Consider the following 14,016-nt stretch of genomic DNA (forward strand, 5'->3'; position numbering starts at 1 on the left):
AAAATAAATTAAACTTTCAATTTAATATCTACAATGTTACTTTTGCGCCTCGAAAATATTGCTGTTGCTGCTTAAAGTCTGCCTGCAGAGGCAGGTTCAAAACGTACAAGAGTGCGACGCAACAAAAGTTTAATAGTAGCAATGTAGTTGGGTAACAAAAATTTATCAAAATTCAAAAAACTCCCTTTAGGGCTGGGGCTTCAACTCCCCTTTAGGGGATGGGGGTATTTATATGGCTTTACAAGCAGGCATCGTGGGGTTACCAAATGTGGGCAAATCAACACTCTTCAACGCATTGAGCAATGCAAAGGCGCAGGCTGCCAATTTTCCGTTCTGCACCATTGAACCGAATGTGGGTGTGATCACTGTGCCCGATGAGCGTTTGATTGAACTGGAAAAACTGGTAAAACCAAATCGCGTGGTGCCGACAACAGTGGAGATCGTTGACATTGCGGGTCTTGTAAAGGGCGCCAGCAAAGGCGAAGGTTTGGGCAACCAGTTCCTTGGCAACATTCGTAACACTGATGCGATCATTCATGTGCTGCGTTGCTTTGATGATGATAACGTGATTCACGTTGATGGGAAAATTGATCCTGTCAGCGATAAAGAAATTATTGATACCGAGCTTCAGTTGAAAGATCTTGACAGCGTTGACAAAAAAATTAATAAATGCGAGAAGATCGCAAAGAATGATAAAGATGCAGCGGCTGCGCTACCAATTTTAAAAGCATTGAAAGCACATCTTGAGCAAGGAAAAAATGCACGTGCATTTGCAGTGAGTGTTGAAGATAAAGTAAAACATATTGACGATATGTTCCTGCTTACAATGAAGCCCGTGATCTATGTGTGCAATGTGGATGAAAAATCTGTAGTGAATGGTAACAAACATACAACCGCTTTGATTGATGCGGTGCATGATGAAAAAGCAGAGATACTTTTTATCAGTGCTGCTATTGAAAGTGAGATCGCGGTGATGGAAAGTTTTGATGATCGTCAGCTCTTTTTGGAAGACATGGGCTTGCATGAAAGTGGTGTGGCGCGTTTGATAAAATCAACGTATCGTTTACTTAATCTTGCAACATATTTTACTGCCGGTGTGCAGGAAGTTCGTGCATGGACCATTACCAAAGGCATGTTGGCTCCGCAGGCTGCAGGCGTTATTCACACTGATTTTGAAAAAGGTTTTATTCGCGCAGAAGTTATCAAATATGCAGATTTTATTAAGTACGGCTCAGAAGCTGCATGCCGCGATAATGGTAAGCTTGCCGTGCAGGGAAAAGATTATGTAGTGGAAGATGGAGATATAATGCATTTCCGTTTTAATGTATAGTTGATGAAATTTTATAATAAAAGCCGGGAATTTTTATGAACCCGACTTTTGTATTTTATGGCGACAGTTGTTGCGTCGCACTCTTGTGCTGAAGATTTTTATGGCAAAAACTTTACCAGGTTAATAACGCTAATTCAGGATATTTAAAAAAAGCTGCATTTTCTTTAAATAACTCTCCTCCGTCTGCATAATCTATATCGAATGTATCTGGAATATCATTTCCCGTTTTATTTTCAAATGCATCACGACTGCAATAATCAATCCCTTCATAATTCACTATCATTTCTTTTACACCAAACAAGAATAAAAGTCGGGGATACCTGAGTGTCCAGTAAAATTTATTTCTTCCTTGTGCAATTAACCAAGACCGAAAATATTCAAAAGCATCATCAGAACAGCCTCCGTTTAAAGCATAAGCGGCTTCCCAAATTTTATAGCTAAAAGATTTCGCCATTAATAATGAAAACAGTCTATTAAATTTTATGATCTCTTCTGTAGATAATAATTCTAATTTTTCTGTTAATAAGTTGCATTGTAATTGATAATTCCCTTTAGCTTCCCTTCCTGCGCTATGAATGATGTTCCAAAAATTTTCTTCAAGCATTATATTATCTACTTGATATAAGTCCGAAAAAACTGGTCCTTTAAAAGCAGGTAGATCAACAACTTTCCTAAAAAGTAATCTTAAAAATAGAATGGCAATAAATGAAAGAATAATAATAGTAAGGGTTGACATAATATTTTATTGTAGATGTTACTTCATCCAATTCGCCGGATCACTTCTCCATTGCAACAACAACGGCTCTAATTCTTTTGCAACTATTCCTTTCTCCATACCAAGCGCAATCATTGCCGTATAATTCGTAAGCGATATATAATTACAATTCTTTTCTGCGAAAGCCTTGCCAGCTACATCAAACCCATAGTTGAAAATAGAAACCATGCCTGCAACTTCAACACCTGCATTTCTTAAAACATCAACAACCTGTAAACTGCTTTTGCCTGTTGAGATCAGGTCTTCAATCACCACAACTTTTTGACCGGCTTCATAAGCGCCTTCTATCTGGTTGCCCATACCATGTTCCTTTGGTTTGGGGCGCACATATAAGAACGGCAGTTTCAATTGATCTGCAGCCATGGCACCCCATGCAATACCCGCAGTAGCAACGCCAGCCAACGCATCTGCTTCAGGAAATTTTTCGAAGATCACATTGCACATTTCACTTTTTATAAAGTCGCGGATGTATGGAAAAGACAATACTTTCCTGTTATCGCAATAGATCGGGCTCTTCCATCCGCTTGCCCAGGTAAAGGGTTTTTCGGGACTTAATTTTACAGCGCCTGCCTGTAATAATTTTTCTGCTACTGCTTTTTCATTTGACAACATAACTACTATATTTACCGTTCGGACGAAGGTAAGTGGCGCAAAGAAATAAACCCGATTGCTTTACCAAATAATTATAAACACCAGAAATTATGCCTGTAAAAATCGTTGCCGCCGGTGGTCTTGTTACCAATGAACATAATGAGTTACTAATGATCTTCCGCCGCGGCAAATGGGACCTGCCCAAAGGAAAACTTGATGATGGCGAAACAATTGAAGAATGTGCCGTAAGAGAAGTGGAAGAAGAAACAGGCATCGGCAATGTGGAATTGGGCAAATTTATCGGGCTTACCTTTCACGAATATTTCGACCGATGGATAAATGATGAAGCTTTAAAAGAAACACATTGGTATAAGATGAACGTAAAAGGCAGCCCAATACCTACACCGCAAGTTGAAGAACATATAGAAAAGATCATCTGGGCAGACGATGCAGCAATAAATGAATGTTTAAAAAACAGTTACCCGAATATTGAGGAGATCATTGCAAGGTTTAAGGGTAATGGGTTTTAAAAAGAAGTTTTTGTTTCCATCTTTATTGCTACTATCAACTTTTGTTGTATCACTCACTTGTAGGTTCAACACTTTATTGAGCAAATAAGATCAACCAGGCTTTGAATTTTGACTTTTTAATTTTGAATTATTCACTTCTTTTTCAAAATCGCAACAGTTAGCCTGCTTACGCAAACCAGTTTATTTCTTTCATCATGTATGCGTATATCCCATACATGCGTGGTGGCACCAATATGAATAGGTGTGCATGTGCCTGTTACAATCCCACTCCTTACACTACGCACATGATTGGCATTGATCTCTATACCTACACAAATAAATTTTTCCTGGTCAATAACCAATGCCGAAGAAACGCTACCCAATGTCTCTGCTAATGCAGCAGAAGCGCCGCCATGCAACAAACCATATGGCTGATGTGTACGATGATCAACAGGCATGGTTGCTTTTAAATAATCTTCACCAATTTCAGAGAACTCCATACCAATGTGTTCGCCAAGTGTATTCTTGCTTATTGGTGCAATGTTTTTTATGGTGAGTGATTTGTTAAACCATATGCTCATAAACTTATATTTATTTTACCACAAAACTTTTTCTGTGAATGCCTGTATCGTACCAACATCCTGCAGCTTCATACATTTAAAATGTCCTTTGGGGCAACTCCTCGTTCCAAAATTAGAACATGGCTGACAGGATAAACCTTCTACTAAAAAATTCTTGTACGTGAATTTTGGGTGCGATGCGATATACGCATTTCCATAATAAGGTTCTACGTCAAGCTTTGGTGAAGTGCCGCCCCAAATTGCGAGTACAGGTTTATTAAATGCACAGGCTATATACTGCAAACCTGTATCATGAGAAATTACAAGTTTCGATTTTCTTACAAGATCTGCAGATTGATTCAAATTGAATTTACCGCAGGCATTGTAAATTTTTATGGTATCTACTTTTTCAATTTGTTCTGCCTCCCACACATCTTCTCCTCCACCGATCAATATGATGGGATGTTCTATTTTTGTACATAGCTCCTGTAATTTTTCTATTGGTAATTTCTTGGTAAAGTAAGAGCCGCCAATTACAATAGCAACAAACCCAAACCTGTGTGTTAATGGAATTGCATCAATCGGTACCACATCTTTTTCTGCAATAAAATAATCAAGCCCTTTGTGATCATCTTTTATACCTAACGGATAGATCGTTTCAAGACTTCTTTGCGTAATGTGTTTCTTCAGCATCATATTGATGCCAAACTTTGTAAGAAGAAATTTCCTGATGCTTTCTTTTTTGTAGGTAAACGATTTTCTGCGCAAAGAAAGCTTGATGCTGAATGTTCTAAAATTTTTATGCAAGTCAATAATGTAATCGTATTGCTCTTTCTTTAATTCCTGTTTTAGTTCTTTTAAATTTTTATCGAAGTAGAAAAATTTATCAATGTAAGGATTGTGTTCTGTTACTGCTTTCATACTTTTTTTGGTGAGAAAATGTACTTCAGCATCCGGCAATTGTTTTTTCAAACAACGCATAACAGGCGTGGTCAATACAATATCACCAATAGAAGAAAAACGGATAACAAGAAACTTCATGCTTTTTTAAATATTATTATTGATCAAAATCAAAAGACCAAGTCCATTTCTTTATATATACATCGGGGTTATGCATCTTTACCTTCTGCTGGAAATTCGTTAATGCGTTATTAAATAATTTTGGCATAAATCGAATTGTCTTATCTATTCCTTCATTGTCTTTATACCCGATTTTCCAAAACTTCGAATAGTTTATATTGAATGCTGTACGTTTGATTTTATAAATATTTGCTAACGGTATTTGTTGGGTTTCATTGCGATTTATTATGTATAAAGACTCTTCATCGAATTCGAGTAATGTAGAATCGAAGACAAAATAAATACCCAAAGCCACCAATAGCAATCCAAATAAAAGAAATAAAAAGATTAAACCGATTGTTCCATCTTCTTTTATATCTACGTTTCTTATGAAAAAAAATGAAGATAAAATACCGAATAATAAAAGTATAATTCCACTGAAAATAGTCCTTTGAGAAAGTTTCTGTCTTTGCATTGTTCATGATTGTTCTGAACGATGAAGTGATTGCGACGCAACAGGTGATACCACAAAGAACTGTTGCTGGTATCAAAAAACTATACTGCGCCTTCAAGATAGTTAAGATCTTTGTGGTAAGTTTCTTCTGAAAATACTGCAGCTAAAATTGCAATCGAAAGAACGATGACACCAGTTATCCAGCCTGCTTTTAAATAATCGCCTGTTTGCCCTTGCAACCAGGCAAACAAAATAGAGATAATTGTTAGCGAACCTCTTACCATATTTGGAACTGTGGTAGCAACAGTAGCGCGAATGTTTGTGCCAAATTGTTCTGCAGCCATCGTAACAAAAATTGCCCACATGCCTGTGCCAAAACCAAGCACTGCACAGGCTAGATATAATTCCGACACAGAAGCGCCATGCAGATTGAAGAACCAAATAATACCTATAGCAGTAAGCACATAAAAAATATACAATGCTTTTTTCCTGCTTTTGAGCCAGTTGCTTACAAAACCAATAAGAATATCACCAACAGAAATAGCAGCGTAGGCATACATTACTGCTTTCCCCGGATCAATGGCGCCCTGAACATTCATCTTTGCACCAAACTCTTTCGAGAAAGTGATCAGTATACCGATGACGTACCAGTTGGGCAAACCGATTAAAATTGCGAGTAAATATTTTCTGAATCGCTTGCCATTTGTAAAGAGCATCAAAAAATTTCCTTTGGAAACTTTTGCATTCTGAATGCTCTTAAACATAAAAGATTCCAACACACCAACACGAAGTATTAGTAACAAACCTCCTAAGCCACCACCTATAAAATAACAAATACGCCAGCCGGTATTGTCTGGCTGAATAAATATTTCTTTAAGAAAGAAGGCAAACACCGCACCCAGCAATCCAATGCCTGCAACCATTGAAGTGCCAAGACCTCTTTTTTCTTTGGGTAATAATTCTGTAACGAGCGTAATGCCTGCGCCCAGCTCGCCTGCAAGACCAATACCTGTAATAAATCTTATGATTGCATATTGATCAACAGTCTGCACAAATCCATTTGCAATATTGCCAAGAGAATATAAAATGATGGAAGCGTACAACACTTTTAATCTTCCTTTTTTATCACCCAGTACACCCCACAAAATTCCACCGACTAAAAGACCGATCATTTGAATGTTGAGAATAAATAATCCATCTTTCGCAATTTGTTCATCATTTAAACCTAAAGATTTTAAAGACGGGATTCTTATGATACTAAACAGTAGTAAATCGTAGATGTCAACAAAATATCCCAGTGCAGCAACTAATACAGGAAGAGAAAGTATGCCGTATTTTTTTTCTTGCATAATTCTAAACTATTGAGAAATTTTTGGTTTGCTTTTACTAAAGAAAAGTTTCCAGACAATAGGAACAGTTGAAACCAGCACAATACCTATCACAATTATTTCCAAATGATCTTTAAGATCAAACCCAAACTCATTCAATATCCATTTTTGTAAAAAGTGACCAGCCAGTATCATACTCGTTACCCATGCCACACAACCCACAATATTAAAATAAGTAAATTTCTTTTTCTCCATTCCCACTACACCGGCAACGATAGGAGCAAACGTTCTTATAATAGGTACGAATCTCGCAGCTACAATTGCCCACCCGCCATACCTTTGATAAAAGTCATGTGCCTGGTGCAGGTATTTTTTCTTGAACAAAAAAGTATCTTTTCGCTGGTATAAAAAAGGCCCGCTTTTAAGACCAAACCAATAGCCAACAAAATTGCCCAGTATACCTGCAATGGATACAAGTAATATCAAAGTAAAAAGATCAAGTGCTTCACTGCTTGTATTTCCAAGCCCTATAAGATCCAGGAAAGAATGAGATAAGCCCGGGCTGCCGTCATCCATGTTTTGTGCATAAATTCCTGCAACAAAAAGCAGGCTGTCTCCCGGTAAAAAGAAACCAGCAAACAAACCCGTTTCTGCAAATATTACAAACAGCAATAACCACAAGCCCCCATTCTGAATATAAAATTGCGGTTGTAATAATTCATGCCAGTCAAAAGTCAATAAATAAGGTATCATGTATAATCGTTCTTGGTACTTTAAAATTATGAGCCGAACTGCAATGCTACTATTAAACTTTCGTTGCGTCGCACTCTTGTACGTTTAAATTCTTTATTCAACTTAAAACCACTTAACTTTTCAATATATCAACTTCGTTATCCAATTCACCTTCCCATTTGCTAACCACGCTTGTGGCAAGTGCATTCCCCAAAACATTCGTTGCAGTTCTGAACATGTCGCAAAAGTGATCTATTGGTAATATCAACGCTACACCTTCAGGCGGTATCTTAAACATGCTGCAGGTTGCCAGTACAACAACTAACGATGCACGTGGCACTCCTGCAATGCCTTTACTCGTAAGCATTAGCACCAGCAACATAGTAAGTTGTGTAGGCGTATCCAGGTGAATTCCATAAGCCTGCGCAATAGCAATACTTGCAAAGGTCATATACATCATACTGCCATCAAGATTAAATGAATATCCTAATGGAAGAACAAACGCAACAATTTTATCCTTACAACCAAAACGTTCCAGCTCCTCCGTAAGTTTTGGAAATACAGCCTCGCTGCTTGTTGTGGTAAATGCAACGATCAATGGCTGCACAATATGTTTCAAAAGCGAGGGCAACCGTTTATTCAAAATAAGAAAGCCCACTGTTATCAATAAAACCCACAGCAATAAAATTCCTGTAACAAAGAACAAATAGTATTTCGCATAAAAAACAAAAATGCCTAAACCGTTTACTGCTATCACTGCTGCAATTGCTCCGAACACACCAAATGGTGCAAACTTCATTACATAACCAACCATTTTTAAAATAATATGCGAAACAACATCCAGTGCTTTTATCAATGGCTTCGCATAATCACCCATCGCTGCAGTTGCAATACCAAAGAAAACAGAGAAAACAACGATTTGCAGAATTTGGTTTGTTGCCATTGCATCAATGAGACTTGTTGGAAAAACATGCTCCACAAAATTCTGTAGTGTAAATGTTTGTGTTTTTCCTGCAAGGTCCTTAACGCTGTTTGCATCTGCATGGCTAAGATCAAGACCAACACCCGGTTTAAAAAAATTTACCAGCACCATACCAAGCAGTAAACTTGCAAGTGAAGCAGAAACAAACCACAATAATGCCTTACCCCCAACACGACCAACAGTTTTAAGATCGCCGAGTTTTGCAATACCTACAACAAGTGTTGAAAATACAAGCGGTGCAATGATCATTTGCACCAGGCGCAAAAAAATTGTTGTAAGTAATTTTATGTTATTGGAAAAAGAAGTTATGAAATCCTTCGAACCATTGATATATACAATGTAGCCAACGATTGCACCGGTACACATGGCAATCAATATATACAATGTAAGCCTGCCGGATGACTTCATTCAATACCAGATTAATAAGTTCGCAATATAGTATTTAAAACTTTACTGCATCAAGCTTGCGACATTTATAAAAGATTTAAAGCTGTACAAAAAGAAATCCTTATTTTGCCAGATACATTTATTAAAAATCAACGAACTGTATGAGTCTATTCGTCAAAAAATCATTATCATCTTTGCTTGCTCAGGCAGGTGATTCAGAAAAAGGACTTAAAAGAACACTTACAGCCGGAAACCTTGTTGCCCTGGGTATCGGCGCTATTATTGGTGCGGGGCTATTTGTAAGAACCGCTTTGGCCGCCGGGCAGCATGCTGGTCCTGCAGTAACCATTTCTTTTATCATTGCTGCTATTGGCTGTGCTTTTGCTGGTCTTTGTTATGCAGAATTTGCTTCTATTATTCCTATTGCAGGTAGCGCATATACTTACGCATATGCCACCATGGGAGAATTGGTTGCATGGATTATCGGATGGGCTTTGATTCTTGAATATGCTCTTGGTGCCGCCACAGTGTCTATTTCATGGAGCGAATATTTAAACCGGCTGTTGGGAGGCAGAATTCCTTATGAATGGTGCCACTCGCCGTTTGAGTCGGCGCTTGATGCCAACAATGTTTTACATACCGGCATCATTAATGCACCTGCGTTGCTTATCTTATTAATACTTTCATTACTTCTTATAAAAGGTACCCAGGAATCTGCGACCGTAAACACAATCATCGTTATTGTAAAAGTTAGTATTGTTCTGATATTTATCGCCATTGGATGGGGATACATCAATCCTGCCAATCATACACCTTATATTATACCTGCTGATGCTCCACCTGCTGTTCAACCGGATGGATCCCTGTATTCTTATGCAGATTTTTTCCGTCATGGATGGGGAGGCGTATTGACTGGTGCCGGCATTGTGTTCTTTGCCTTTATTGGTTTTGACGCCGTGTCTACTGCAGCGCAGGAAGCAAAAAATCCTAAGAAAGATATGCCGCTGGGCATTCTTGGTTCGCTTGTTATTTGCACCATTTTATACATCCTATTTTCCTACGTACTTACAGGTGTTGCACCTTATACCGATTTTTTAAAGGCAGGTAAAGAAGCATCCGTAGCGTATGCTATTGATACCTATATGCCGGGATATGAATGGCTTGCCACCCTGGTTACCGTGGCTATACTTGCCGGCTTTTCCTCTGTTATACTGGTAATGCTGATGGGGCAATCGAGGGTATTTTATACAATGGCTTCGGATGGCCTGCTGCCAAAAATTTTCTCTGCATTGCATCCGAAATTCCGCACGCCATATAAAAGTAACATGGTACTATTTGTATTCGTGGGATTATTTGCTGCATTTGTGCCGGGAACGGTTGCAGGAGATCTTACTTCTATAGGTACATTATTCGCCTTCGTGCTGGTATGTGCCGGCGTTATGATCCTGCGCAAAAAAGATCCTAATCTTCACCGGCCTTTTAAAACGCCGTTGGTTCCCCTGGTACCAATCCTGGGTATTATTGTTTGTACAGCGATGATTGTAAGTCTGCCAAATGATACTTTACTAAGCGCCTTTATATGGATGATCGTAGGTCTACTGGTTTACTTTGGTTACAGCCAGCGACATAGCAAACTAAGAAATCCATAAAAAATATTTCCAATTTATTAAGCCTCATCATTTATGGTGAGGCTTTCTTTTTTGGTTGGCTACTTCATTTGCTTCTGCTAAATTTGCAGCCGCTAAAAGAACAGATATTTTTTTGAGCCCGGCTTTTTGAATATTTATTTAGCTTCTATTGCGTCGCACTCTTGTACGCTTTGTGCTTCTGCCGACAGTTGACCGTCAACTGTTGACGCCTTTTCCCAAAGCACAAGTGAGTGACACAACAGGCGATGACCAAAGAACAAAAAGTTCACTCAAAGAAAAACTTACAAATTATAACATACAACTTATAACTTATATGGGAAGGATATTTGAAGTTCGTAAAGCCACCATGTTTGCCCGCTGGGACAGGATGGCAAAACAGTTTACCCGCATAGGAAAAGAAATTGTGATTGCCGTAAAAGCAGGAGGACCGGAACCGGCCACCAATCCGGCATTACGCCGCTGTTACCAGAATGCACGCAGCGTTGGCATGCCTAAGGACCGCGTGGAAGCTGCCATTAAAAGAGCGATGGGCAAAGACACAGCCAACTATGAGGAAATATTATATGAAGGTTATGCGCCCCATGGTGTAGCACTGTTGGTAGAAACTGCAACAGATAACCATGTGCGTACAGTGGCCAACGTAAAGAGCCATTTTAATAAAGGCGGTGGTGCATTAGGCAATAGTGGCAGTGTAAGTTTCCAGTTTAAAAAAATGGGTGTGTTTAAATTAAAACCTGAAGGTTTGAATGTTGATGATCTTGAATTGGAACTGATAGATCATGGTTTGGATGAACTTGGTGAAAGTACTAATGAAAATGATGAGAGCGTACTGGTATTACGTTGTGCCTTTACGGATTTTGGCAGCTTGCAAAAAGCACTGGAAGAAAAAGGCATCACACCTATAAGTGCTGAACTGGAATGGATACCTACAACAACAGTTCCAGTAACCGATGCACAGGCTGAAGATGTTTCGAAATTAATTGAACGCCTGGAGCAGGATGAAGACGTAAACAAAGTGTTTCACAATATGGGATAACCCAGATATGAAGAAGTACTTTGAAAGAGGTTGGCTTTGCAGTCAACCTCTTTTTTATTTAAGCCGTAATTTTACAGAATGCAAAGTGATATAGAAGCAGACCATCCGGTGATTCTTTTTGATGGCGTATGCAATTTATGCAGCAGCAGTGTGCAGTTTGTAATAAAGCATGATCCCAAAAGACAATTCCGGTATGCATCACTTCAAAGTGATTATGGACAGCGTGTGTTAAAAAAATTTGGCCTGCCCGAAAATGAATTAAATTCTTTTATTCTACTAGAAAACGAAAAGATTTATACAAGATCTGCAGGCGCGTTAAGGGTAACAAAAAAGTTGAGTGGGTTATGGCCATTGCTTTATGGTTTTATTATTGTGCCGCCTTTTATCCGTAATGCAGTATATACTTATATAGCACAGCACCGTTATAAATGGTTCGGAAAAAAAGAGGTTTGTTGGGTGCCTACAACCGAATTGAAACAACTTTTTTTAAACTGAGTTTTGATTCTTGTTTTCTACGGATGTTAACTGTCTACCCCCCTTTTATCATTGTTTTTGAAAGTTACACCAACACATCAACTATAAATTCCGTACAGTAAAACAACGATGTGTGCGCCTGCAGTAAGTACACAGTTTTTATCTTCTAAAATTAATCTATCAATTATTTAATTGTACCATTACCTGTGGTACTGACTAATTATTATTTAAAAAACATGAACATGATGCGTATTTTAAACTGGAGAAACACAGGATTAGTGTGCCTGTTGGGTGTAACATTTGCCACAGGATGCTCTAAAGAGATCAACGGAAAACAAGTTGAAACAAATGAGAGCAACAGCATAGCATTGCAGTCAGCAGCAGGCGATGCAATTGTATCAGATACTGCTTTGGCGAGATTTTTTAAAGCACCTTTTAGTTCAAGGGGTAGCAGAACAGATTTTAGAGGAGAAATAAGTGATACTACCGCAATTGTTTCCCTGGATTTTTTGATTCAAAAAAAATTTACTGCAGGCGATGGACAAAGATTATTGCTTGATTATGCGGATGGAGGCTTAAGCAGTAAAGGGTGGAAGTATGAAGTTATACTAGATAAAAAAACAGGGACAATCAAATTGGTGCCCAACAGTGTTATGGAAGCGCAGATAGTACCTGGTTCTTTTAAAACTGTTTTGGCAACATTTGACAGGTTCACTTCTACTTTCACATTTTTTACAGAAGTGAAAGAATCAAATAATAGTGTAGTGCATCAAGTTACAGAAATTCTTACAAGACAATAAAGGATGGAAAAGTGATTCCCGCAGGTAATACTGCGGGAACCTTTTAAACAAAATTTTCAATCATTTGCTCAACGGATATTTTTGCAGGAAATAATGAAACTAATCTTTCAATAACTTCTTCCACTACTGCGTCGGGGCAGCTTGCACCACTTGTAAGTAATATTTTTACAGGTTCTTTTGCAGGAAGAAAATTGTTTGTCAGTTTTTCTTCTTTGGTTATCCAGTTACAATTCAGTATATCTTTTGAAGAAATAATCTTATCAGCGTTATTAATAAAGTAAGTAGGTAGTTTTTGTTCACACAACTCTACAAGGTGAGATGTGTTGCTGCTGTTATAACCACCAACAACGATCGCAAGATCCGCTTCTGTTTCCAGCATACCGGTTACTGCAGTCTGGTTGTCGTTGGTTGCATAACACAAAGTATCTCTTGTATCGGAAAACTTTTCTCCAATATTTGTATTATCGAGCTTGTAATGTGTTTTTATTGTTTCTTTTAAGTATTCTGCAATAGCCTGCGTATCTGTTGCCAGTTGTGTAGTTTGATTTACTACGCCAATACGTTGCAGATCTTTGGTAACATCAAACCCTTCTGAAAACCTTCCTTTGAATTCTGTATAGAATTGTTCAGCTTGTTTCTCACCTGTTATATATTTGGCAAGTTCTTTAGTTTCCTTCATATCATTTACCACTACAGTTGGCGTATGTGCAGATGCATGAGAAAAAGTTGCTCTTGTTTCTTCATGCCTGGGTTTACCATGTACAACAATACTGTAGCCTTTGGCAGCAATTTGTTCGCTGCGGTTCCAAACCTTTTCTACGAATGGACAGGTAGTATTATATTTTTCTGTTTGAATGCCTTTCTCATTCAGCAATTTTTCTATATCTATTGTTGTGCCGAACGCCGGAATGATTACCACATCATCTTGTTGTAGAGATTCAAATGGTATCAATTGTTTGCCATAAGTATCCTGCAGAAACTGAACGCCACGCACAGTAAGGTCGGCATTTACCTGTGGGTTGTGGATCATTTCGCTGAGCAGAAAAATTCTTTTGCCCGGGTTTGCGTCGATGGTATTGAAGGCAATTTCAATTGCATTTTCTACACCATAACAAAAACCAAAATGACGTGCAAGATAAATTTGTAAACTACCAAAATCAAGAAGTGTTGGTGAGAAATCTTTTTTTAATTTATCATCCTGTTTGCGTTTATTCTTAATGGCTGTGATAAGATCGCTGCGATATATATTGGGAACATTGAACTTCTTCATAATCTTTGCTGCGCTTTGCTGCGCTCCTTTATAACGCCGCGAAGTTAATAAAGTTGAACCAAAGCAAATTTTGAATGGAC

At 38.3% G+C, this 14,016-nt stretch carries 15 protein-coding genes; 6 read left to right on the forward strand and 9 right to left on the reverse strand.

The window, feature by feature from the left end; all coding sequences use genetic code 11:
- The first annotated feature begins 232 nt into the window (after positions 1-232).
- Positions 233-1,330: a redox-regulated ATPase YchF gene (gene ychF / locus FRZ67_RS06765; protein WP_147188809.1), complete on the forward strand. Its 1,098-nt coding sequence runs from the start codon at positions 233-235 to the stop codon at positions 1,328-1,330.
- Positions 1,331-1,442: 112 nt separating this feature from the next.
- On the opposite strand, the gene FRZ67_RS06770 is transcribed toward ychF, so the two are convergent.
- Positions 1,443-2,066 carry a DUF4240 domain-containing protein gene (locus FRZ67_RS06770; protein WP_147188810.1) on the reverse strand — a complete coding sequence of 208 codons (624 nt, stop codon included), beginning with the start codon at positions 2,064-2,066 and terminating at the stop codon, positions 1,443-1,445.
- An 18-nt stretch (positions 2,067-2,084) separates the two neighbouring features.
- On the reverse strand, positions 2,085-2,717 hold the full coding sequence (gene pyrE / locus FRZ67_RS06775) for an orotate phosphoribosyltransferase (RefSeq protein WP_147188811.1): 633 nt from the start codon (positions 2,715-2,717) through the stop codon (positions 2,085-2,087).
- 89 nt (positions 2,718-2,806) lie between these two features.
- Here pyrE and FRZ67_RS06780 point away from each other — a divergent pair, with 89 nt between their 5' ends.
- Positions 2,807-3,226 (forward strand): NUDIX hydrolase, encoded by a 420-nt coding sequence (locus FRZ67_RS06780; protein WP_147188812.1) that lies wholly within the window; start codon positions 2,807-2,809, stop codon positions 3,224-3,226.
- Positions 3,227-3,357: 131 nt separating this feature from the next.
- Here the strand turns inward: FRZ67_RS06780 and FRZ67_RS06785 are convergent, their stop codons facing one another.
- The 6 genes from FRZ67_RS06785 to FRZ67_RS06810 form a co-directional block, all read right to left on the reverse strand.
- Positions 3,358-3,786: a hotdog fold thioesterase gene (locus FRZ67_RS06785; protein ID WP_147188813.1), complete on the reverse strand. Its 429-nt coding sequence runs from the start codon at positions 3,784-3,786 to the stop codon at positions 3,358-3,360.
- Between the two features lie 15 nt (positions 3,787-3,801).
- Positions 3,802-4,806 (reverse strand): glycosyltransferase family 9 protein, encoded by a 1,005-nt coding sequence (locus FRZ67_RS06790; RefSeq protein ID WP_147188814.1) that lies wholly within the window; start codon positions 4,804-4,806, stop codon positions 3,802-3,804.
- A 16-nt stretch (positions 4,807-4,822) separates the two neighbouring features.
- Positions 4,823-5,299 (reverse strand): hypothetical protein, encoded by a 477-nt coding sequence (locus FRZ67_RS06795; RefSeq protein ID WP_147188815.1) that lies wholly within the window; start codon positions 5,297-5,299, stop codon positions 4,823-4,825.
- A gap of 80 nt (positions 5,300-5,379) precedes the next feature.
- A complete protein-coding gene (locus tag FRZ67_RS06800) occupies positions 5,380-6,627 on the reverse strand; it encodes an MFS transporter (RefSeq protein WP_147188816.1) in 1,248 nt (415 codons plus the stop codon).
- 9 nt (positions 6,628-6,636) lie between these two features.
- On the reverse strand, positions 6,637-7,359 hold the full coding sequence (locus tag FRZ67_RS06805) for a DedA family protein (protein WP_147188817.1): 723 nt from the start codon (positions 7,357-7,359) through the stop codon (positions 6,637-6,639).
- 112 nt (positions 7,360-7,471) lie between these two features.
- The gene (locus tag FRZ67_RS06810; protein WP_147188818.1) at positions 7,472-8,728 is read right to left on the reverse strand and encodes a dicarboxylate/amino acid:cation symporter; all 1,257 of its coding nucleotides are present in this window, start codon (positions 8,726-8,728) and stop codon (positions 7,472-7,474) included.
- Between the two features lie 140 nt (positions 8,729-8,868).
- On the opposite strand from FRZ67_RS06810, the gene FRZ67_RS06815 reads away from it, so the two are divergent.
- From FRZ67_RS06815 to FRZ67_RS06830, 4 genes are all read left to right on the forward strand, one after another.
- The gene (locus FRZ67_RS06815; RefSeq protein ID WP_147188819.1) at positions 8,869-10,356 is read left to right on the forward strand and encodes an amino acid permease; all 1,488 of its coding nucleotides are present in this window, start codon (positions 8,869-8,871) and stop codon (positions 10,354-10,356) included.
- Positions 10,357-10,669: 313 nt separating this feature from the next.
- Positions 10,670-11,392: a YebC/PmpR family DNA-binding transcriptional regulator gene (locus FRZ67_RS06820; RefSeq protein WP_147188820.1), complete on the forward strand. Its 723-nt coding sequence runs from the start codon at positions 10,670-10,672 to the stop codon at positions 11,390-11,392.
- A 78-nt stretch (positions 11,393-11,470) separates the two neighbouring features.
- A complete protein-coding gene (locus FRZ67_RS06825) occupies positions 11,471-11,887 on the forward strand; it encodes a thiol-disulfide oxidoreductase DCC family protein (protein WP_147188821.1) in 417 nt (138 codons plus the stop codon).
- Between the two features lie 221 nt (positions 11,888-12,108).
- Positions 12,109-12,666, forward strand: coding sequence for a hypothetical protein (locus tag FRZ67_RS06830; protein WP_147188822.1), 558 nt, complete (start codon positions 12,109-12,111; stop codon positions 12,664-12,666).
- A 43-nt stretch (positions 12,667-12,709) separates the two neighbouring features.
- On the opposite strand, the gene FRZ67_RS06835 is transcribed toward FRZ67_RS06830, so the two are convergent.
- The gene (locus FRZ67_RS06835; protein WP_147188823.1) at positions 12,710-14,005 is read right to left on the reverse strand and encodes a 4-hydroxy-3-methylbut-2-enyl diphosphate reductase; all 1,296 of its coding nucleotides are present in this window, start codon (positions 14,003-14,005) and stop codon (positions 12,710-12,712) included.
- Positions 14,006-14,016 lie beyond the last annotated feature (11 nt).

Source organism: Panacibacter ginsenosidivorans, assembly GCF_007971225.1.
Taxonomy (GTDB): domain Bacteria; phylum Bacteroidota; class Bacteroidia; order Chitinophagales; family Chitinophagaceae; genus Panacibacter; species Panacibacter ginsenosidivorans.